Source organism: Actinoplanes sp. NPDC051859 (genome assembly GCF_044452725.1).
GTDB lineage: Bacteria > Actinomycetota > Actinomycetes > Mycobacteriales > Micromonosporaceae > Actinoplanes.
In genome coordinates this window covers 665,505-686,610 of record NZ_JBITBX010000002.1, presented here as the reverse complement: position 1 = coordinate 686,610, position 21,106 = coordinate 665,505, and the positions used below count along the sequence as shown (strand labels likewise).

At 70.6% G+C, this 21,106-nt stretch carries 21 protein-coding genes; 9 read left to right on the top strand and 12 right to left on the bottom strand.

All coding sequences use genetic code 11. The annotated features are described in order from the left end of the window. Positions 1-28: 28 nt before the first annotated feature. Positions 29-850 carry a metal-dependent hydrolase gene (locus ACIA1L_RS07160; RefSeq protein ID WP_396071597.1) on the bottom strand — a complete coding sequence of 274 codons (822 nt, stop codon included), beginning with the start codon at positions 848-850 and terminating at the stop codon, positions 29-31. An 89-nt stretch (positions 851-939) separates the two neighbouring features. Next, a complete protein-coding gene (locus tag ACIA1L_RS07155; RefSeq protein WP_396071596.1) occupies positions 940-1,386 on the bottom strand; it encodes a DUF1707 domain-containing protein in 447 nt (148 codons plus the stop codon). Between the two features lie 224 nt (positions 1,387-1,610). On the opposite strand from ACIA1L_RS07155, the gene ACIA1L_RS07150 reads away from it, so the two are divergent. Then, entirely contained in the window at positions 1,611-2,861 is a 1,251-nt protein-coding gene (locus tag ACIA1L_RS07150) for a sensor histidine kinase (RefSeq protein ID WP_396071595.1), read from the top strand. Further along, a complete protein-coding gene (locus ACIA1L_RS07145) occupies positions 2,858-3,535 on the top strand; it encodes a response regulator (RefSeq protein WP_396071594.1) in 678 nt (225 codons plus the stop codon). Before ACIA1L_RS07150 ends, ACIA1L_RS07145 begins: the two co-directional genes overlap by 4 nt. Before the next feature lie 23 nt (positions 3,536-3,558). On the opposite strand, the gene ACIA1L_RS07140 is transcribed toward ACIA1L_RS07145, so the two are convergent. The 10 genes from ACIA1L_RS07140 to ACIA1L_RS07095 all read right to left on the bottom strand — a co-directional run bounded on the left by ACIA1L_RS07140 (position 3,559) and on the right by ACIA1L_RS07095 (position 12,811). Next, the gene (locus ACIA1L_RS07140; RefSeq protein ID WP_396071593.1) at positions 3,559-4,362 is read right to left on the bottom strand and encodes a hypothetical protein; all 804 of its coding nucleotides are present in this window, start codon (positions 4,360-4,362) and stop codon (positions 3,559-3,561) included. Between the two features lie 15 nt (positions 4,363-4,377). Continuing rightward, positions 4,378-4,872, bottom strand: coding sequence for a SigE family RNA polymerase sigma factor (locus ACIA1L_RS07135; protein WP_396071592.1), 495 nt, complete (start codon positions 4,870-4,872; stop codon positions 4,378-4,380). A 139-nt stretch (positions 4,873-5,011) separates the two neighbouring features. Next, on the bottom strand, positions 5,012-5,500 hold the full coding sequence (locus ACIA1L_RS07130; protein WP_396071591.1) for an NUDIX hydrolase: 489 nt from the start codon (positions 5,498-5,500) through the stop codon (positions 5,012-5,014). Positions 5,501-5,510: 10 nt separating this feature from the next. Beyond that, positions 5,511-7,424, bottom strand: coding sequence for an amylo-alpha-1,6-glucosidase (locus ACIA1L_RS07125; protein WP_396071590.1), 1,914 nt, complete (start codon positions 7,422-7,424; stop codon positions 5,511-5,513). A 277-nt stretch (positions 7,425-7,701) separates the two neighbouring features. After that, positions 7,702-8,622, bottom strand: a complete 921-nt coding sequence (locus ACIA1L_RS07120; protein WP_396071589.1) for an LPXTG cell wall anchor domain-containing protein — start codon at positions 8,620-8,622, stop codon at positions 7,702-7,704. 125 nt (positions 8,623-8,747) lie between these two features. After that, on the bottom strand, positions 8,748-9,107 hold the full coding sequence (locus ACIA1L_RS07115; RefSeq protein WP_396071588.1) for a hypothetical protein: 360 nt from the start codon (positions 9,105-9,107) through the stop codon (positions 8,748-8,750). Positions 9,108-9,290: 183 nt separating this feature from the next. Then, on the bottom strand, positions 9,291-10,217 hold the full coding sequence (locus tag ACIA1L_RS07110; RefSeq protein ID WP_396071587.1) for an aminoglycoside phosphotransferase family protein: 927 nt from the start codon (positions 10,215-10,217) through the stop codon (positions 9,291-9,293). Beyond that, positions 10,214-11,482: a hypothetical protein gene (locus tag ACIA1L_RS07105; protein WP_396071586.1), complete on the bottom strand. Its 1,269-nt coding sequence runs from the start codon at positions 11,480-11,482 to the stop codon at positions 10,214-10,216. Before ACIA1L_RS07105 ends, ACIA1L_RS07110 begins: the two co-directional genes overlap by 4 nt. Before the next feature lie 250 nt (positions 11,483-11,732). Next, positions 11,733-11,930, bottom strand: a complete 198-nt coding sequence (locus tag ACIA1L_RS07100) for a DUF397 domain-containing protein (RefSeq protein ID WP_396071585.1) — start codon at positions 11,928-11,930, stop codon at positions 11,733-11,735. After that, positions 11,930-12,811 (bottom strand): Scr1 family TA system antitoxin-like transcriptional regulator, encoded by an 882-nt coding sequence (locus ACIA1L_RS07095; RefSeq protein ID WP_396071584.1) that lies wholly within the window; start codon positions 12,809-12,811, stop codon positions 11,930-11,932. The genes ACIA1L_RS07100 and ACIA1L_RS07095 overlap by 1 nt, the downstream gene beginning before the upstream one ends. A gap of 637 nt (positions 12,812-13,448) precedes the next feature. On the opposite strand from ACIA1L_RS07095, the gene ACIA1L_RS07090 reads away from it, so the two are divergent. The 7 genes from ACIA1L_RS07090 (at position 13,449) to ACIA1L_RS07060 (ending at position 21,066) form a co-directional block, all read left to right on the top strand. Beyond that, complete coding sequence (locus tag ACIA1L_RS07090; RefSeq protein WP_396071583.1) at positions 13,449-14,054, top strand: GPP34 family phosphoprotein; 606 nt, start codon at positions 13,449-13,451, stop codon at positions 14,052-14,054. Between the two features lie 28 nt (positions 14,055-14,082). After that, positions 14,083-15,612, top strand: coding sequence for an APC family permease (locus tag ACIA1L_RS07085; protein ID WP_396071582.1), 1,530 nt, complete (start codon positions 14,083-14,085; stop codon positions 15,610-15,612). Further along, positions 15,606-16,229 carry a GNAT family N-acetyltransferase gene (locus ACIA1L_RS07080; protein ID WP_396071581.1) on the top strand — a complete coding sequence of 208 codons (624 nt, stop codon included), beginning with the start codon at positions 15,606-15,608 and terminating at the stop codon, positions 16,227-16,229. The genes ACIA1L_RS07085 and ACIA1L_RS07080 overlap by 7 nt, the downstream gene beginning before the upstream one ends. 42 nt (positions 16,230-16,271) lie before the next feature. Next, the gene (locus ACIA1L_RS07075) at positions 16,272-16,478 is read left to right on the top strand and encodes a hypothetical protein (RefSeq protein WP_396071580.1); all 207 of its coding nucleotides are present in this window, start codon (positions 16,272-16,274) and stop codon (positions 16,476-16,478) included. A 116-nt stretch (positions 16,479-16,594) separates the two neighbouring features. Further along, the gene (gene fxlA / locus ACIA1L_RS07070; protein ID WP_396071579.1) at positions 16,595-16,765 is read left to right on the top strand and encodes an FxLD family lanthipeptide; all 171 of its coding nucleotides are present in this window, start codon (positions 16,595-16,597) and stop codon (positions 16,763-16,765) included. A gap of 78 nt (positions 16,766-16,843) precedes the next feature. Continuing rightward, a complete protein-coding gene (locus ACIA1L_RS07065) occupies positions 16,844-19,882 on the top strand; it encodes a lantibiotic dehydratase (RefSeq protein WP_396071578.1) in 3,039 nt (1,012 codons plus the stop codon). Further along, positions 19,879-21,066 (top strand): lanthionine synthetase C family protein, encoded by a 1,188-nt coding sequence (locus ACIA1L_RS07060; RefSeq protein WP_396071577.1) that lies wholly within the window; start codon positions 19,879-19,881, stop codon positions 21,064-21,066. Before ACIA1L_RS07065 ends, ACIA1L_RS07060 begins: the two co-directional genes overlap by 4 nt. Positions 21,067-21,106 lie beyond the last annotated feature (40 nt).

Below are 21,106 nucleotides of genomic sequence, written 5' to 3'. Positions count from 1 at the left end.
CACATTGATCGACTCGGGGGATTAGCGGTCAGCCACCCGCCCATTTCTCCACATCCAGCCGAGACAGCACATGCGGGGCGAACATGCCCAGCACCGCGAGCACCGCCACCACGGTGAAGATCGAGCGCAGCACCACCGTCTCGACTTTGCCGCCCACCTTGACCGCCATGCCGTTCGGGATGCCCACCATCCGCCACATCCGGCGCCCGATGGGTATCGGCCACAGGATCGGGATGCCGTTCTTGGTGATCATGTCGCCGAAGAGGTGGACCACACAGCCCACTCCGACCGCCACCCCCAGCATCGGATAGCCGCGGTCGCCCGGCAGGTGCGCCGCGGTGAACCAGGCGATCACCCCGGCGCTCAATGTCACGATCAGCCAGCCCGCCCGCTCGGCCCACTCGTCGAACAGCCCACGCAGCGCCAGGCCGGCCATCAGGAAAACGATCGCGACAACCGCCCATTTTCCGTACGAGGCGCAGAGCGTGGTCGTGCCCCAGCCGACCAGCCCAGCGAACGGCAGCGTGTGGGTGAACGTGCGGTGCCCGTTGGACCGGCGCGGGTCCTTGCTGAGCTTCGTCGCCGTGTAGACGCCCAACGACACCTTCTCCACGACCTCGGCGACGAACAGCGAGAACACGCCGAACGTACGGGCCACGGTCGCGCCGCCCTGGTTGCGGGTGACCTTGCCGGACAGGTCAAGGTCGGGCAGCAGGGCGCCGCCGGCACACACCGTGGCGCCGACGGCCACGGCGAGTGGGCTTTGGCCGTACCCGGCGAAGTGGTCGAGAGCCCAGCTCCCGGCCAGCCAGACCGACGCGCCGGAGAGCGCGTGCGACGGACCCATCAATGTTCTGCCCCTCCCGATGTGGGCGCTCACTCTCGCATCGAGGGGTGGGGCAGGCAACGACCGCCACGTCTACTATGGAGTGGTCAAGATCACCGATGGCTGACCGCGTGCCACGGCGCATGGCGGCGACCCCGATAGCCCGGGCCGTGCTGAATGTGCCGGATCAGGCCCATGACCAGGAACGCGAGCGGGAACACCGGCCAAAAGAACTCCGCATCGGACAGTGCCCACAGGCCGGTCAGCAGCACCGCCAGCAACGCCACGAAACCGGCGTGCTGCCGCAGCGCCCGGCGTGTCGACTTGCGAGCCTGTGGGGTAGCGGCCAGCGCCTGCCGGCCGCCCTCGGGCAGGTCGGCGGTCAGCGGGGCAAGCTCGTCGCGGTAGGTGGCGGCGTAGCCGGCACCGAGTCGCTGCTCGCCCTCGTCCAGGCTGAGCCGGCCCTCGGCCATCGCGGCGCGCAGGATCTCGGCGACCTGCTCACGCTCGGCGTCCGAGGTCCGGAGCCGCTGCGGGCCGGGAATGTCACTGGGATGCACGTTGACCTCCTGGGACGCTTGAATGCTGCCTCCAGCGTGGCTCTTTCCGCGCCGGGCCGCGTCGTCTCCACGGCGCATCGCGTACGCAGCCCGCGGCGCACCCCACCGCACCGGCCTACTCCCCCGGGAGTACCAGCCCGGCACCGCATACTCCCGGCGGAGCAGCGACCCGCCCACCCGCACGCCGACGCCGGACCGGCCCGGGGTGCCGTAGCGTCGGCGACGTGCGATTCCACCGCCCGGACCGGCCACCCCCGGCCGCCTGGTCCCGGCCCCACCGCGCCCCCTGGGCCCGGTCGGCGCACGGCACCAGGTCACCCCGGGCGGGTTGGGACGGCGGCGGCCCAGGTGCGGTCATCGGGGCGCTGTGCTTCCACGTCTTCGGCAACCGGGCCGAGGTAGCCGCACTCGACCGCCCGGCCGACCTCATCGCGGGCGCACTGCTGCTGGTCGGCCCGCTGGCCCTGATCCACCGCCGGAAGGCCCCCGCCGCCGTCCTGGCCGTGGCGGGCGCCGCCAGCATCGGGCTCGCCACGCTCCTGCCACCAACCTGGACCTACGCCGTCGCCCCGGTCATCGCCCTGTTCGGCGCCGTCAAGGCGGGCCGGGACCGGGCGGCCGCGACGGTCGCCGCCGCTCTCTACGCCGCATACCTGGCAGTGACTGTCTTCTTCGCGGAACCGCTCGGAGTGAGCGAGTCCGTCCGGCCCGGCCCGCGCATCGCCATCCTGGTCGGCATCGCCCTCGGCCTCGTCATGTTCCTCGGCGGATCCGCCCGATCCCGGGCCGCCTACCGCGCCGAACAGGCCAAGGTCCACGCCGAACGCGAAGCCGCCCGCAAGGAGCAGGCCCGCCGTCAAGCCGCCGACGAGCGACTCCGGATCGCCCGCGAACTGCACGACGTGCTCGGCCACCACTTGTCACTCATCAACGTGCAGGCCGGGGTGGGGCTGCACCTCATGGACGAACGCCCCGAACAGGCCCGTGCGGCCCTCAGCGCGATCAAAACCGCCAGCTCCGAAGCCCTCCGCGAGGTCCGGGCCGTGCTCGGTGCGCTGCGACCCGAGGAAGAGGCCGCGCCCCGGCAGCCGGCGCTCGGCCTAGACCGGCTCGACGACCTCACCGCCGACGCCGGGCTCCCCGTCACCACCCGCACGACCGGCGTCCCCCGGCCGCTGCCGCCCGAGGTCGACCGGGCCGCCTACCGCATCGTCCAGGAAGCCCTCACCAACGTCCGCCGGCACGCCACCTCCGGATCCGCCGAGATCACCATCGAGTTCGCCCCCACCGCGCTGCACCTGCGGATCCGCAACGACGGCGCCGCCGCGAGCGAACCGGACGACACCGGCTCGGGGATCGCCGGGATGCGCGCCCGGGCAGCCAGCCTGGGCGGCACACTCGAAGCCGGCCCGGTCCCGCCCGGCGGCTACCTGGTGACGGCGGCCCTGCCCACCACCACCGAGGGAGACACGTGATCACGGTGCTGCTCGCCGACGACCAGGCCCTGGTCCGGGCCGGCTTCCGGGCCCTGCTCGACGCCGAACCCGGCATCGAAGTCGTCGGCGAAGCCAGCGACGGCCTCTCCGCGGTCCAGCTCGCTGCCGAGACCCACCCCGACGTGGTCCTCATGGACATCCGCATGCCCGGCGTCGACGGCCTCGAAGCCACCCGCCGGATCGCCGCCGACCCCACCCTGTCCAGCACCCGGGTGGTCATCCTCACCACCTTCGAACTCGACGAGTACGTCTTCGAGGCCCTGCGCACCGGCGCGTCCGGCTTCCTCGTCAAAGACACCGAACCGGTCGACCTCCTCCGCGGCATCCGAGCGGTCGCCGCCGGCGACGCCCTCCTCTCCCCCAGCGTCACCCGGCGCGTCATCGGCGAGTTCACCACCGGGCGCGGCGCGGCCGGCACGCCACCACCGGAAGCCGAACGGCAGCTCGACCAGCTCACCGAACGGGAACGCGAAGTGCTCGCGCTGGTCGGCGAGGGCCTGTCCAACGACGAGATCGGCGCCCGCCTGATGATCAGCCCGGCAACAGCGAAAACCCACGTGAGCCGGACGATGGTCAAGCTGGGTGCGCGCGACCGGGCTCAGCTGGTGGTGTTCGCGTACGAGGCCGGGCTGATCCGACCGGGGTGGCTCTGACCACTGCTGCCCCGGCCGACGCGTCAGCGGAAACGACTGTCGGTAGCCAGTGCGGCCAGGCCGGCCTTGCTCAACGGCAGCTCCGCGAGCGGCTTGAAACCGGCCAGGTTGTTGACGGGATTATCCTTGAACTGCATGACGACGACGACGGTGCCGTCAGTGTGCCGGTACACCGCCATCATGCCAGCGGTATCGGTGATCACACCGACCTCGGCACCGCCCACAGTCTGCTTGGTGCACGGGCGATCCGAGAAAAACAGCGGGTACAACCGCTCCGTCGCCTCGCACACGTCTTCCGGCGCGGAGTTGCCAGGCTCGTGCACATCCAGCCGTAGTTGGCCGGTGCCATTCCCCTTACGCAGCGGAATGTCCGTGATGTAAGCCCAGGCCCGGCGATCGGAGTGGCCCGACTGGCTGCGCAGTTTGACGTTGTTGCCCACGGTGCCGTCCAGCACTGTGTAGCCGGCCGGCGCCACCTTCACCAACTCATCGAGCAGCTTGTCGGCCTTGTCCTCGTCCCGGGGGCGGGTCGGCAATTCGAGACTCGGTCCCGGCGACGGCATGGAGAAGGGATCCGGTGCGACGGACGCCGCCGGATTGCCGGCCGCCTGGATCCCCGTACCCCCCTGGTCGAAGGAGCTTTGGCCCGAGATGACGGCGAGGGTGACAGCCAGGACAGCGGCGGCGGTGCCGCCGCCGGCCAGCAGGTTGCGACGCCGGGCGGCGCGGCGGCCGGCGTCGATCGCTGTCCGCGACTGCATCGGCGGGGGCTCCGGGTGCTGGGTGATGGTGGTCCGCAGCGCGGCACGCAGCTCATTCTCGTCCATGATCTTTGATTCCTCTCAGCCGGCAGCGACGGGGGGAGCAACGAGAGCGCGCAGGGTGTCGAGACCGCGCGCCGCCTGACTCTTGACGGTTCCTGGTGAGCAGCCGAGTGCCGCCGCGGTGTCCTCCACCGAAAGGTCCTGCCAGTAGCGCAGCACCAGCACAGCCCGTTGCCGCGGTGGCACCTGGGCGAGGGCCCGCAACAATGTCACCCGGTCCTCGGACGGCTCAGGTGCGGCCGGCAGCTCGATCCGCTGCTCTTGCGGCCGCTCCCGCCGCCACCAGCCCCCGCGGCTGTCGTCGATGAACGTCGTGACGAGGACTCTGCGGACGTACGGGTCGAGCGCCTCATGCTTCTGCACCCGGTTCCACCGCAGATAGAGCTTGGTGAAAGCCGTCTGCACCAGGTCCTCGGCGCGGTGCCAGTCGCCGCACATCAGAAACGCCGTCGTCCGCATAGCCGACGACCGTGTCGCGAAATACTCGGCAAACGCGATGTCGCGCTCGCTCATGCTGGGCCCCATCCTGTCGATCTCCCCCTCATCACGAGGCGACGACCCTGACAGGTTGCATCGGCACCGCAAGAAATCTGCCGACGGCCTCCTGCCCCGACTGCTCGAGCGGTGGCTTGCCGGGCCTCAGCCCTGGTCGTCAGTCGTGCGGTGACTCGCCGGGCTGGGCGAACCAGGCCGGGGCACCGTCGTCCAACGCGGTCCGAATGCGGCGGTGCGCGAACGGGCTCAGCTCCGGCAGCCCGGCCAGGGCAAACCAACCCACCGCCAGGGACTCCGCGTCGTTGACCCGGGCCTCCCCGTCGACCGCCCGGCACCGGAACCACGTGTTGACCATGTGGCAGTGGTCGCCGTTCGGATAGATGACCTCGTGCAACGCGACGCCGGCGAGGCGCTCCACCCGTACCTGAACGGCGGTTTCCTCCCGGACCTCGCGGACGATCGCCTCGGCGGGCTGCTCGCCCGGATCCATCATCCCGGCGATCAGCGACCACCGGCCGGTGTCGGCGCGCTGCCCGAGCAGCACCTCTCCCCGATCGTTGAGCACGACGGCGCTCACCGTGGGGAACATGAGCAGGTCGTGGCCGACGTGGGCACGCAGGTTCAGCACATAGTCCGAGGCAGGCACGCCGGCAACCCTACGGGCCGGGCAGCTGGCGGGCGCGCAGCGACTCCGCGACCGACCAGGCCTGGAAGGGGCAGCCGGTCGCGCCGTGGGGAGCATCGCCGTCCGCGGTTTCGGAGACTGAGCCGAGTCCGTACTCGCCGAGGTGGCCGTCGGCGTCGGACAGAGTCTGCTCCGCCGACACGCCGAGCCGGTGCCAGGCCGCCACGTACGGGCCGGTCAGCCACGGCCACACCGTACCCGTGTGGTAGGCCGAGTCCCGCTCGGCGGGTGTGCCCCGGTGATTGCCGAGGTAGCCGGGTGTCCCGGGGGCCTGGCTGCGCGGGCCGAGCGGGGTCATCAGGGCCGTGCCGATCAACTGCAGGGCCGCCGGTTCCGGGCGCAGCGGCGCGTACGGCAGCGACCACGCCAGCAGCTGGTTCGGCCGCAGCGTGGCGTCGTCACCGGCCGGCCCGTCGACCACGTCGTAGAGCAGGCCGTTGCCCATCGGGAACCGCCGCGCGAACGAGGCGAGCGCCGCCGGGTGGGCGCGGACCGCGGCGCCGGCGTCGGCCCGGGCCTGCCAGGCCAACTTGATCACCATGGCCAGCCCGTTCACCCAGAGGGCGTTGACTTCGACCGGCTTACCCACGCGCGGCGTCACCGGAACGCCGTCCACCCGGGCGTCCATCCAGGTCAGTGCCTCCCCGGCGGCGCCTTGCCGGAGCAGTCCGTCGGCCGGGTCGGCGCCGATGCCGTACCGCGTGCCGGCCAGGTGGGCATCCACCACCGACCGCAGCGCGGGCAGCAGCTCGACGGCCAGGTCGGTGTCGCCGGTCAGCGCCACGTGCCGGCCCACCGCGTGCAGGAACCACAGCGTGCCGTCCGCCGTGTTGTATTCGACGCTGCCCGTGTCGGCGGTGTTCGCGAGCATGCCCTCCGACAGCGTGGTGGCGTAGCTGCGCAGCAACGAACCACCCAGCGCCGCCCGCCCGGTCGCCAGGAACAACCCCTCGTAGCTGATCATGGTGTCCCGCGACCAGGCCCCGAACCACGGATAGCCGGCGACGACGTCCGGCCCGGCGGCGGTCTGCACGACGAAGGCATCAGCGGCCAGCGCCAGCGTCGCCTGGGCATCGTCGGCCGGTGCGGCCGCTGCCACGACAGCCCGATTTCGGGTACGCGCGGCAGCCACGACCTCCTCCGCCGGCGGCGGCACGGTGTCCAGGTCGTCCGCCCACGCCGAGATCGAGGCGGTGGCTCCGGCCGGGCGTAGTTCGGCGTGGAAGCTGCCCGCGTACCAGAGGTCCTCGGTGGGGGTGAGCCCGCGCGCCGCCTCCTCCCGGTGCCGCACCCCGCGATACCACTGCGCGGCCCCCAGGAAGTCCGGCCCCCGCAGCCGGTACGCGCCCTCGACGACGCACCCGCCGGACACCTCCTCGACCATGGGCGCCGGGCTCCCGGCGGTCCGCTCGCCGTGGATGTCCCGCCACGTGCACAGCGCCTCCAGGTGCAGGCTGATCGGGCCGCCGGTGAGCAGCCGGTGCACGACGGCGACGCTGCTGCGGCCGGGTTCCATGGCGATCTCCCGTTCGAGCACCAAGTCCCCGATCCGCCACCACCACCGGGGCACCCCGTCGATCAGCTCGAACCCGGACAGATACTCGTACCCCTTCGGCACGACGACCCCGCCGTCCCACTCGTGCGTGGCGAGCCGGACGACGGTGCCGGAGGCCAGCGTGACGACCGGATCGAGGGAGGCGAGCCCGAGGTGCCGCCGGGCGGGTGTCGGCCCCGCCACCACCAGCAACCCGTGGTAGCGCCGGGTCCGCAGCCCGCTGACGGTGCCCATGGCGTACCCGCCGCGGCCGTCGACGACCAGCCACTCCCGCAGGGCACCCTCGTCGAGGCGCCCGCACACGTGCGGTCCGAACGCGATGCGGCGCATGCTCCCCCGATCAGGTTGGCCTTCCTGCCGGGCACGTTAGCCCCTCCCCGCCGCGCCACCCGCCCGAAACGGCGCTCCCGCCCCACTTCTCAGCGGGACGGGTGAGAATCCGCGTTCACCACGAGGCGATGACGGCCGCCATCTGGTCCGAGCGGTGCATCTGGGACCAGCGGTCGTACTCGGCTCGGATCCCTTGCCAGGCGCCGGACGAAGTGCCATCGCGGTATCGGATCACCCGGGCAGAACGCCCGGGTGATCCGATCCACACCTCGACCCGTCAGGCCGTGAAGGAGGCCTTACGGCGGCGCCCCACGAAGAACGCCGCGAGACCGCCGGCGACCAGCACGCCGCCGATCATTGCGACGACAGCCGTCTTCGCACCGGTGATCGCGAGAGCGCCACCGGTCCCGGCGCCCGAACCGGCGCTACCGGCGACGGCACCGCCGGTGGGTGCCGCCGAGGCCGTACGGGCCGGTGCCGCCGAGGCCGAGGGTGCCGCCGGGGCCGATGCCGAGGGTGACGAGGACCCCGAGGCTGACGGTGACGGCGAAACCGCGCTCGCGCCGATCACGACGGTTCCGCGCGACGTGTTGTTCGCGTCGTTGGAGTCGAACACCTTGGCGTGCTCACCGGACACGACAGGCGCTGCCGGCTCGAGAGCGAGCACGCGACCGTTACGCGGCAGGTTGTACCTCGGCATCGACGTCTGCCTCGTCAGCCAGCCGAGCTCCTCCATCCGGTCGGCGGTGTACCAGTGATGCTCGTAGGCGTAAGTGGCGTTCGTCTCCGCTGGACCACGAAACACGCCCAGCGGCGGCTCGGCCAGCTTGTACGTGGTGCCGGGAGCCAGCTCCACATCGAACTCGCAGATCATTTCCGCGGGCAAATAGTCGATCGGCCGGTCGTACCAGCAGTTGCTGAACACGTTGTTGAGCAACGGCCGGTCCATGGTCAGGTGCATCACCACGCCGGGTACCGCCTTCGTGCCGGCGTTGCGGATCTCGATCGGCACCGCCGGATTCACACCGGGGCGAGCTTCGGTCTTCGCGTCGGCCGGGCCGGAAACGAGGTCGACGTCCTCCACGACGGGCGCGGAAGGCGCGGTCTCGGCCGCGTACGCGGGTGCGGACAGACCGACGACCGCCGCGACGACCACCGATGCCCGGGCAGCCACCCGGACGGCATGGCACATTGACATTTCCCAACCCCCATGATCAATACGAGGTCGGCAGGGTATCAGCGTGCGCCACTACCTCCGAGGCAGGGCTGGCAGCCTGCGGCCGGCGACACCGACCGCGTGACGCCACGGCGGCGGCGACCTGTTTAGGCAGCCCGGAGCAGGGTTGTCGGACACATCCAGTTCGGGGTCGCCTCGTCCAGAATGAGCAGCCGGCGGGCGTGGCCCTTGGCGATCTCGCCGGTCTCATCCGGCGCGCAAGTCTTGTCCCGGGACTCGGGGACGAACGGACCGCCCGCCCTGCAGAGCGGCGCTGGTCGGCGGTCGGAAAGCCGGATTCTGCGCAGAGCATCGGGGGTGCCGCTGGCAACATCCACGGAGCCCTCGACCAGCTTTTCGAAGACGACCTCGCTTTCGAAGAGTCGCTGCGCAGCGAGCGCGAGGCAGACGCCGCGAGCACGAGGAGGACGCCGCGCCGCCGGTGAGCCAGCGGCGATCGGCTCCATCGACTGCGAGGTGCCGCATCCGCAGACGACGGAAGGGCGCGACGGTCGCCGCGTCGCCGTAGCCGCCTAACCCCAGGTCAGCTCGGTGTTGCCTGCTTAGCCAGCGGGCTATGTCAGAAAGGGTGTGCGCGACCGCGTTAGAGGCAAATCCTCGTTTGGTGCCTGTCGACTCTTCCGGCCACATCAGCCTCTCTCCTTCGGGAGGTCCGCGAACGGAGTCCATTGAGCCTGCTGATCGTGGGTGCGGACGCTGTGCAGGCGGGTGCGAAACTCGCGGGCTACGCCGGGGGTGCTCGCAAGAAGAGGTACGGCTGCACAGACCATCTTGAGTTCTCGTGCTTCGCGCAGGGTGGGCCAGTCGGGATCTTGAGTCACGTCGTAGCCATAGGCGCGGGCTAGGCGGGAGTGGGCACCGTGGCGGCCGAAGCGGGTTTCACCGACGGGCACGGCGACGAGGTCGACCTGCCAGGGGCCTGCGCAAGTGGGGTCGAAGTCGCCAATGACAACGTCCCCGTCCGGGATGCGGAGCAGGTTGCCCACGTGCGCATCGCCGTGGACAAGGTTGCCTTTCGACCGCTCGTTGAGCGCCGCGATGCGTGGGGCAAGTTGGTCGCACCAGGTCAAGAGGTAGTCAGCCTCGTCGTCACGCAGTGCTTCAGCGTCGGCGAGCCGGCTCCGCGCGTCGGCTACGGGATCCCAACTCGGCAGGGGGAACGGCGGCGTGCCGAGGTTGTGGAAGCGGCTCAGGAGGTGGCCGAGATCCTCGACGGTCGGCGTTGGGTCAGTGGGCGGGACGTACTCCCAAATGGTGGCAAGAAGGTCATCGACGGGGACGGGCTGATCAACGTGCCTGGTGAGCCGGATGGTCGGGGCGTCGCGCTGGGCGAACCACGTTGCAAGGCGGGCGACCTTGTGGACGCGGTCGTGCAGAACGGTGGAGCGGGTGATGCGAACGACGATCGCAGCGGTGGGCAGCGCGAAGACCGCATTGTTGGTGAGACGGAGCAACCTCGCATCGTGACAGGGAACGTCGAGCTGGTCGGCGATGTGGCGCATGGCCTCGGTCATGGCCGCTTCGGTGTACCGGCCCTTGGCGTCGGTGGTGGTCATGCGGCCGAGCCGATCGTGGACAGGGCGCGGCTGAACTCGGCTACATCCGGGTTGCAGGCGTACGGATCCAGGTCGCGACGGAGGTTGCGGATGCGGTCGTGTACCCGCTGGGAGGTCAACTGGGCGGCGTGCTGGATGACCCGGTTGCCGACAGAGACGGCCTCATGTGGTTCCCCGGCGAGGAACAGGCCGCTGCACAGCCCGACCTCGTTGAGCACCGTGCTGCGTACGTTCTGGGGTCCGAAGGCGGAGATGGCCTCGGTGACCCACCGTACGGCGGCGTTGCCGTGTCGTCCGTCGACTCGGGCGAGGTCGCGGTAGACACGCCCGTACTGTGCTAGCAGCTCGCCGCGGTCGTAGAAGCGCATCCACTCCGGTTCGCGGTCCGGATCGATGCGGTCAAAGGCATCGGTGGCGTCACCAAGCGCGGCCAGCGCCTCCTGCCGATCGCCCCGGGCCGCCAGAGAGGCGGCCTCCGCGCCGTGCAGCATGGCGCTGATAGCCGGCGTGGCGAGGCCGGCAAGGTGTTCGCGAGCCAGCCGCAGCGTGTCCAGGGCGTCGCCGTTGTGGCGCAGGTGCTGGAACTGCCGTGCCTGGCAGTAGCGGACCCGGGCGGCCAGTCGCAGGTCCCCGGCGGTAACGGCGGCACGTTCGGCCGAGAGCCAGTGGCGTTGGGCGTCGGAGTGGTGACCGGTGTCGAACGCGGCCCATCCGGCGAGCTGGCGGGCGTTGGCAATGGCGGCCAGCAGGGCGGGCTTGACCGTGTCGCTGCAGGGCCGGTCGGACAGCGACGACGCCGCCTCGGCGAACCGACCCGCCTGCACGCGCAGCACGCCGCCGCCTGATTCGTAGTCCACCGAGCGGTACAGCGCCACCACGGCGTTCAGGCGGGCCACATCGGAGCCGCCGACGCGCTTGCTCTTGTCGCCATGTGGTCCGCGACTGAACAGCCCGAGGGCTGCGACCAAGCCGGCGATGCCGCCGAGCAGCGAACGCCTACTCCCATCAGCCGTCTCCAACGGCCCCACCTCAACCGGCGCGTGCGGTTCGACCTCGGCAGGGTCGCCACGGACGACGTAGAAGCCCAGGGCGGCGTCGCTGGCCGCACCCAGTACGGCACGGAAAGCCTCGCGTCGGGTATCGCGGGGCCAGCGGTGCTCGCCGCGTTCGAGCTTGCCGATGTAGTTGGCGTCAATGTCGGCCTCGTTGTACCCCTTGCGGGCGAGGTAGCGGTTGACCGCGTCGGCGACCTCTTGGCGGGACATCGGCCTTCCTGATCCGGACGGCGACGCGCGGCGGCGGCGAGCGCTACGGAGCAGCTCGTTGGGCGGAACGTTGTGGCGCCGCGTCATCCCCAACCGTCCTCACCTCGGTTCGCTGTGCCATCGATCCGCGAGCCGACATGTCCGGTCAGCCCCGACATGTCGGCCAGCGTCAGCATCCCACCGTGACCAACGGCGTTCAAGGCGTTGCGGTCATGACAGACGGCGACCGAGAAAGCGTTCGTCACCTCAATTAGAGATCGAATTCGCCGTCCCGGACGCCCCCGGCGAACGCCGCCCATTCCGCCGGGGTGAACTCGAGGACCGGCCCGGTCGGGTTCTTCGAGTCGCGTACGCCAACCACGCCGTCTTCAGCGACGGCGATCTCGACGCAGTTGTCTGCACTGCCACTGCGGGTGGACTTGCGCCAGTTGGTGAAGCGGTGGGGCATTAGTTGGCTCCTTGGTGTTCGGGTAGCTCCTCGGCCACGGCGGCGAGGAAGTCGAGGGTCTGCTCCGGCGTCAGGGCCGCCGCCCGGAGGCGGTCGTACAGAGTCAGGTAATGGCCTACCTCGACGGCCTCGGTCAGGACAAGGTCCGAGGTGATGGTGTCGACGGAAACCACGATCGGGTCTGCGGAGTCCGGGTAGCGGTAGATGGAGAACGCCGAGCGTGGCACGACATGACCGGCGATCGAAGCGGCGATCGGTAGCACCCGAATGGTGACTCGGTCGTGTGTGCGCCCAAGGTCGGCCAGATGCCGAAGCTGCCCTCTAATAACGCGCGCGGGCGCGGCAAACCTCCGGATCGCCAGCTCGTCAATAACGACCTCGTAGGTGGGGCCGCCGGGCCGTTCCAGGAGCCGTTGCCGCGTGAGGCGCGCCTCCAGGGCGCGGGCGGGGTCAACTCCTTGCGTGTGGGCGGAGGGGTCGGCGTGGACCCGAGACTGGCTGAACGCCGGGGTTTGCAGCAGCCCCGGCAGCAAGGTCATCTGGTACTCGCAGATCCGATGGGCGCCCGCCTCTAGGCTCGCCGAGAGCGCCTGCCGAGGACCCATCTGTTCGGCATGCCGTTCCCACCAGCCGCGCTCCTGGGCTTCGCGAGCGATCGTCATGATCTGCGCCCACCGCTTCTCGCCGACGTTGAACACCGCGAGGATCCGCATGATCAGGTCAGGGTCGGGCCGTACGTGGCCGTTCTCGATCCGACTGATGGTCTGCCGCTTCACCCCGACCGCACTGGCAAGGCGGTCAGCAGAGAAGCCGTACTCGTCGCGTAGCCGCAGGATCTCCATCGCGAGCCGACGCCGTCGCACATATGGGCTGACCATCATCAAGTCCTCCAGCCACACCGGCCATGTCAGCTCACGGACCGTCTCCGTGGACCGTCAGCGTGCGAAGAGCGTAACCCCGAAATCGTCCATATTGATCACTAGTTGATCAGGGATGATCCACAAAACCGCAGGTCAGCGGCTGGTCGCCCCGCAAATCTCCCCCTAAGTCTCCCCATAGAACGGGGTTCCGGCCCGGCGGACAGTCCGTGATCGTGGACTACCGACACGCAATACATCGATGACTATGGCAGTACCCCCGGGGGCTGCGTCCTCATCGATGAAGGCGTCCCGATCAGCGACGGCACGAGTGGCCAGGCAGGGGAGGCGACCGATGCAGGCACCGCACCCGTTGGTGGCGCAGGCGGCGCCCGGACCTGCGCAGCCCCACGTTCTGCGCGGTGATGCCGGCGTGCCGTATCAGGATTCCCGGCCCGCCGCTGCTGCCACATGGCCGGCGGCGGGCCGGGCGCCAGCACCACGAACGCCCCGGGCCACAGTCCCGGTTCTGGCCCGGCACGCGGCCCCTAGACCGGACGGACGCCCGGTAACGCAGGTCCCCGGGGGACCGGCCCGCCCGAACCCGCCGGTGCCGTCAGCGACGCTGCCTCGTACTCGATGGCCGCTCCTGGCTGATGACGTGTTTCGGCTGGCGCACCATGACACAACGGGCCGTCCGCTGTTGCACGCCTCGGTGGCGGGACTCGGGTTGGCCGCGGCGCTGCTGGCCGAGTTGGCCCTCACCGACGCCATTGTGATCGAGCGCGATCAGGTGTTCGTTGCCAGCCGGACGCCGCCGAGCGACGCGCTCGCGCACACCATGCTCGATCAGCTCGCCGGCGAGGCGACCGCGCACACCGTCCGTACCTGGCTGGCATTCCTGTCGCAGAACTCCTACGACCGGGTGGCCGCAAGGCTGCTGCGCTCGGGCCACGTCCGCGCCGAGGTAACCCGGCGGCTGCTGACCAAGGTCACGACATACGTCCCTACCGACGCCAACGTTGCGGCGTGGCCGTGGGCGCGGCTGTCCACCCGCCTGCGCAACGGCCAGCCGCTGGACGGCTACGACACCGTCCTGGTCGGGCTAGTGCTCGCCATTGACCTGCACCGACACGTCCTCGACGGCGCCCCGGGACACGTCATCGCCGGTGTTCGCCAACTCGTCGCCACCACCTCGCCGTCCATGCGCCTTCTGCTGCACCACACCGAGGCCGCCGTCGGCGACGCGGTCCTCACCAGCCACTGACCCCCTCTCGCGAACGAGGAGCCCCACCATGTCCATACCCGGCCCCCGGACGCCAGCGAGCAACGTCTCGCTCGCGCTGGCCCGCGCCCGTCTCGGCGTGTGGCCGGTGGTGTTCATTGTGATGGCCGCCGCCGCTCCGCTGACGGTGGTGGCCGGTGGCGCCACCACCGGCTACGCCGTCACCGGCGTGACCGGTATCCCGATCGCTTACCTCGCCGTGGCGGTGGCCCTTGGCCTGTTCTCCATCGGCTATGTCGCCATGTCGCGCCGGGTAGTCAACGCCGGGGCCTTCTACACCTATGTGTCGCGTGGGCTGGGCAAGGTGTCCGGCGTCGGCGCCTCGTTCGTCGCAGTCGCGGCCTACAACACCATGCAGATCGGGCTCTACGGCGGGTTCGGCGCCGTCCTCGCCGGCCTGCTGGAGGACTGGCTCGGCTGGTCGGTGCCGTGGGCGGTGTGTGCGTTCGCCGGATGGCTTGTGGTCGCGGTTCTCGGGGTGCGGCGCATCGATCTCAACGGCCGGGTCCTCGCGGTAATCCTGCTGGTCGAGATCGCCGTCGCGGTGGGGTTCGCCGTGGTGCAGCTCGCTCACCCGGCCGGTGGGAAAGTCACCTTCGACACCCTCGCGCCGGCGAACCTGCTCGGAGCCGGAATCGGTGCGGCGCTGGTGACGGCGGTGGCCGGGTTCGTCGGGTTCGAGGGCACCGCCGTGTTTTCCGAGGAGTCCAAGGACCCGCAGCGTACGGTCGCCAAGGCCACCTACCGTGCGTTGGCGATCATTGGGCTGCTCTATGCCTTCTGCGCCTGGTCGATGTCGGTCGCCACGGGACCGGAGCGCATCGTGGAGGCGGCAAAGACCGACGGCACCGAGCTGATCTTCAACCTAGTCGCCCCGTACGTCGGCTCGTTCGTGGTCGGCGTCGGGCACCTGCTGTTCGTCACGAGCCTGTTCGCCGCGCTGCTGTCGTTTCACAACACCGTGGCCCGGTATTTGTTCGCCCTCGGCCGCGAGCGGGTGCTGCCCCCGATCCTGGGTCGGACCAGCACCCGGACCCGCGCGCCGAAGGTCGGCTCGCTCGTGCAGTCAGGGCTGGCCGCGATCGTCCTCGGCGTCTACGCGGCGATGGGTTGGGATCCGATCGTCCACCTGTTCTTCTGGCTCACCGTCGTGGGTGGGCTCGGCGTGCTGATCCTTATGACCGGTACGTCGGTCGCGGTCATCGCGTTCTTCGCCCGGCCGCCGAACCGCGACGGTGTCAGCGGGTGGCGGTGGCTGATCGCCCCGACCTTCGCGGCGGCGGCGCTGCTGTGGATCCTGTGGGCCACGATCGATCAGTTCCACATCCTGCTCGGTGTGGACTCCACCAACCCGCTGCGGTGGATCTTCCCCGGGGCGTTCGCGGTCGCGGCCGTCCTCGGCGTGGCGTGGGCGCTGGTGCTGCGGGTCGCCAAGCCGGGCGTGTACGCGGGCATCGGGCGCGGTGCGAACAGCGTCACCATCGAGCCGGCCGCCCCGCTCGGGCAGCCGAAACCCGCGCCGACCGCGAGCGGGTGGTGACGACCGTGGGCGCGCTCGCTCCGACCATCCGCCGTGCCACTGCGGCGGAGACCGACACCGTGGCCGCCGTGCTCGCCGAGGCGTTCCTGTATGGCGACCTCGGCCCCTGGCTGGTCCTCAACGTCGACACCCGCTTCAAGGTCTATGGCCCGTATTTCCGGCTCCTCACCGAGGGGGCGCAGGCCGCCGGCTGGATCGACGTCACCGACGACCTCGCCGCCGTCGCCCTCTGGTACCCGGTCGGCGACCGTCTCGACCTCGACATCGCCAACTACGACACCCGCCTCGCCCAGGCGTGTGGCCAGCACCTACACCGGTTCGTCGCCCTCGACCGGGTCATGCACGCCTATCACCCGACGGGGAGCCCGCACCACTACCTCGCCCACCTCGGCGTCCACCCGGACCGGCAACGGCAGGGGCTCGGCAGCGCCCTGCTGGAGCACCACCACAGCCGCCTCGACGCCGAGGGCGTCCCCGCCTACCTGGAGGCGACCGGGAACCGCAACGGCGCGCTGTACCGCCGCCACGGCTACCTGCCCCGCGAGGCATACCGGGTGCCGAAGGGGCCAGCGCTGTACCCGATGTGGCGCCGACCGCACCCGGCGCCGACAGCGTGACGCCATGAGAGCCGACCGATCCGTCTTCCGAGGAGCCGCCTTGTGACCAGCACTGACACGGTTTCGCTGCCCACGCCGCAGTTCGTTGATGATCACGCTGCACCCGTCGAGCTGACTGTGGACCGGGCACACGAGCTGATGCGCGAGCACCTGAGGTGCACCGCTGAGACGTGCGGCGCGCGCCGGTCCGCCCTCGCCCTGCTCGTCCGGGTTGGCCGCTACGTCCTCGACGGCAACTCTCGCCGCTGAGGAGACCCGGTTGATCACCCACTTCGCAAGATCTGTGAGGGCGCGAGCGCCGCCGTCCGGCGCGGACCGTCCGTCGAGCTTCTCCCGTCCAGACCCCCACAACAGAAAGGTCCGTCATGGCCACCATCACCACCCTGGCGTCGAGCCCGGCGCCCACCGACACCGAGTCCGAGTTCGACCTGGACGTCCAGATCACCACCGACGCGGCCGTCGGCTACACCGTGCGGCGCTGCGACTCCAGCGACACCTGCGGCTCGACCTGCGGCTCGGCGTGCGCCAGTAGCTGACCCGGTGACGCGACGGGGCCGGACGACTCGTCCGGCCCCGTAACCCCATGCCAAGCCGGGACGACGACAGGAGGTGCCATGGATTCGATCAACACGCCGCTGTACCGGCACGCGGGCGGGGCGATGCTGCGAGCTGCGGCGCTGCCGCTGGGCTCACCGCCCGACGAGTGGCCGAGCTTGTCCGATGCCGGCTCGTGCCAGAGCTGGCTGCGCACAGCGTGGGAGCTTCCCGGCTTCGCTGCCGCCGTCCGCTTCACCAGCACGTCTTTCGCCGATGCCGTGGAGGAGGTCATCGCCGAAAGGATCACGGACGGCAAGCAGGTCCGCCGGGTGACGCTGGCGACGATGCGGTATCTCCTGCGGGCTGTCGGGCGCCCGACGCCGTTCGGGCTGTTCGCCGGGGTCGCCCCCGTCCAGGTAGGCGGGACACCGGCAGCCACCTGGGGTGCCGCCCACCGCGCGATGATCCGGGTGGACACACTCTGGCTCGACGGACTGGTCGAGCGGTTGGAGACGCTGCCTGAACTGGTGGCACAGCTCGATGTCGTGGTCTCAGACCTGGTGGTCGAGCGCGGTAATCGGATCGAGCTTCCACGCGGCGCTGGCCGGGTGTCGGTGCGCAACACCTCCGTCGTGCGCCTGATCCGCGACGCGGCGGCGAGCCCCGTGCCCTACCAGTCGCTCGCCGACAAGATCGCGGAGGCTTTCCCCGGCGTCCCGCCTGCCACCATCGGCGCCACGCTGCGGAACCTGGTCGGTCAAGGCGTACTGATCACGAACCTCCGAGCACCGATGACCGCGACGAATCCGCTCGACTATCTGATCGACGTCCTCACCCACGTCACAGCACCCCCCGAGGCGCGTTCTGTCGTCGCGGACCTATGCCGTATCGACGGCGTTATCGCGTATCACAACGTCCATCCCGATCCCGCGATTCAACGTCGCTTCCGGGCCATGCTCACCGAGCGGATGCGACAGGTGGCACCGGTCGGCCGTACCGCCGTGGCCGGCGACCTGCACCTGGACTGCCGGGTCACCGTGCCCGAGGGACTCGCCGGTGAGATGGCGTGCGCGGTGAGCGCCCTGCTGCGGCTGACCCGCCAGCCGCGCCCGGACCAGCGGTGGAACGACTGGTGCCGGGAGTTCTGGGACCGCTACGGCACCGGCGCCGTCGTCCCGGTCACCGAGGCCACGCACCCGGACGCCGGGATCGGGCTGCCCGCCGGCTACCCGGCCAGCACGTTGCCGATGCCCGACGACATACCCAGCCGCCGCGACGAGGAACTGCTGCGGCTGGCGTGGGAAGCGGTCGCCCACGGCCAACCCGAAATCGTGCTGGACGACGACCTCATCACGGCGATCACCACCGACATTCCGATCGAACCGCGGCGCATCCCGCCGCACGTCGAGCTGGGCGCCCGCGTGCACGCCAACAGCGTGGAGGCGCTGCACGCGGGTGACTACACCTTCACCGTTCACCCCGCGCAGGCGTTCGGCACGCTCACCAGCCGGTTCGGACCGACCGCGACGAGCGCCGGCCTGGACGCCGTCTACGCCACCGCCCCGCCGGCCGTCGAGGGCGCGTTGAGCGTGCAGATGTCGTTCCCGCCGCTGTTCCCGCACTCGGAGAACGTCGCCCGGATACCCGCCCACCTGCCGCACGTGGTGCCGCTCGGCGAGCACCGTACCGGCAACGAGGCGAACCTGATCCGTCTTGATGACCTCGGCATCGTCGCCGTCGCCGACGGGCTGCACTTGGTCAGCATCTCCCGTCGGCGGGTCATCGAGCCGCAGGTGTTCCACGCTCTCGCCCTGAACAAGCAGGCACCGCCGCTGGCCCGGTTCCTCGCCACGCTGACGCGCGGGTTCCTGGCCCGGTACACCGAGTTCGACTGGGGACCACAGGCCACCCGGTTGCCGTACCTGCCCCGAGTGCGGTACCGGCGGGCGATCCTGGCACCCGCCACGTGGCGACTCACCGCCGCCGAACCATCCTCCTGGGACGACGGCTTGACCCGGTGGCGGCAGCGATGGCACTGCCCGGACACGGTCGAACTACACGACGACCATCGATCGCTGCGGCTGACCCTCACCGCCGCCGCACATCGCACGATCCTGCGCGAACACCTGGACAAACACGGCCACGCGACCCTCACCGAGACCGACTCGCCCGCCGACACGGCGTGGATCGGCGGGCACGTCCACGAAGTCGTCATGCCCTTCGCGCGGTCCACGTCGCCCGCACCGAACCTGGTCACCGGCGCCCTGCCGCTGGTCACCAACTCCAGCGCCGCGCACCGCCCGGCCTCGCCCGACACCTCGTGGCTTTACGCCCAGGTCTATACGCATCCGGAACGCCTCGACGACCTCCTCCGTACCCACCTGCCCACGCTGTTCGCCGACCTCGATGGCGAGCGGCCGTGGTGGTTCGCCCGTTACCGCAGCGCCCGTGAGACCGACCACCTGCGCTTGCGCATCCGCACCACCGGCGCCGATGACTACGCGGCCGTGGCGGCGGCCGTCGGCCAGTGGGGACAGCAGCACTGCGACCTCGGCGCGGCGTCGCGGCTGACCCTGGCGACCTACTTCCCCGAGGTCGGCCGCTACGGCAGCGGCCCGGCCATGGAGGCCGCCGAGGCGGTCTTCGCCGCCGACTCGCACGCGGTCGCTCTCGCCGCGCGGCTGCTGCCTCCGCAGGTTATCCATGCGCAGGCGCTGACCGCGATCGGCATGGTGGACATCGTTGACGGGTTCCACCACGACCCCGAACCCGCTACGGCTTGGCTGCTGGAGCAACTCGCGGCCAAGGTCGCCGCCTCGGCCGACCGTATGGTGGCCGACCAGGTCGCCGCCTGGGCAGCCACCGGCACCCTGCCCAACGGCGCGCCGCTGCCGGAAGCGCTCGCCGAGGCGTGGCAGGCCCGGCAGGCTGCTCTCGGCCGGTACCGCAACGCACTGGAAAACGATGCGAGCCCGGACCGGGTGCTGTCGGCGTTGCTGCACATGCACCACAACCGGGCTCGGCTCATCGACCGCACCGACGAGGCCGAATGCCTGCGCCTGGCCCGGCAGATCGCCCTCGCCCGCCGGGCACGCGCCACCAGGAGGCGAACATGAGCACGACCACCGCCGCGAGCCCTGCCGGACCGGCCGCCATGTCGGCGGGTTGGGGGCAGTCGCTCGCCGACGGGGCACCCGGGATCGCGCTTCTGCACATCGCCCGCGCGCACGCCGGTCTCGCCGGTTGGGAGCCGGTCCACCGCCTCGCCCAGGCGATGACCCGCGAGCCCATCCAGGCCCACCCCGAGATCACCAACCTGTTCCAAGGCGCGCCCGCCGTCGCCTACGCCCTGCACACCGCCGGGCACCCCGGCTACCACGCCGCGCTCGCCAAACTCGATCACAGCATCACCGACCTCATCCATGCCCGTCTCGACGCCGCGCACCGCCGGATAGATCGCGGGCAACTCGCCCACGCCCGTGAGTACGACCTCATCAACGGACTGACCGGCCTCGGCACCTACCTCCTACACCGCGAGGATCGCGATTTGCTCCGCGATGTCCTGGCCTACCTGGTGCGACTCATCCAGCCGATCCGCGTCGAAACCGAGACACTGCCCGGCTGGTGGGCAGCGGGTAGCCCGGACCGGCGCCAGTCACCCCGATGGGATGACGGGCACGCCGGGTTCGGCATGGCACACGGCATTGCCGGGCCGCTGGCACTACTGTCGGCCGCGATGCGACGCGGGGTCACCGTCGCCGGACACGGCGAGGCCATCAGGATCATCTGCATCTGGCTCGACCAGTGGCGCACCGGCCAGAGCCGGCAGACCTGCTGGCCCGAGGTCATCAGCCGCGACGAACTCCACGCCGGCACCCGTACCGACCTCGGCTCACACCGGCCCTCCTGGTGCTACGGCACCCCCGGTATCGCGCGCGCCCTCCAACTCGCCGGCCTCGCCATCGGCGACCCGTACCGGGCGTGGATCGCCGAACAGGCCCTGCTCGGCTGCCTCACCGACGACCGGCAACTAGCCCACCTCACCGACGCCGGGCTGTGTCACGGCTGGGCCGGACTGATCCACACTGCCCGTCGGGCCGCCGCCGATGCCACCAGCGACCTCTCCGTCGCTGTTGCCGCCGCCGTCCGGCTGATGGACCTGCATGTGCGCGATCACGGCCTTCCCGCCGATGACGGCTTCCTCGAGGGCGCGACCGGGATTGAGCTGGTCACCATGGCCGACGACAGCGCCGACACGCCCGCAGGCCCAAACTGGAACACCTGCCTTCTCACCGGTTAACCCGCCGCCGGTCCACAGAGATCTCCAGCAGCAGCCTCCG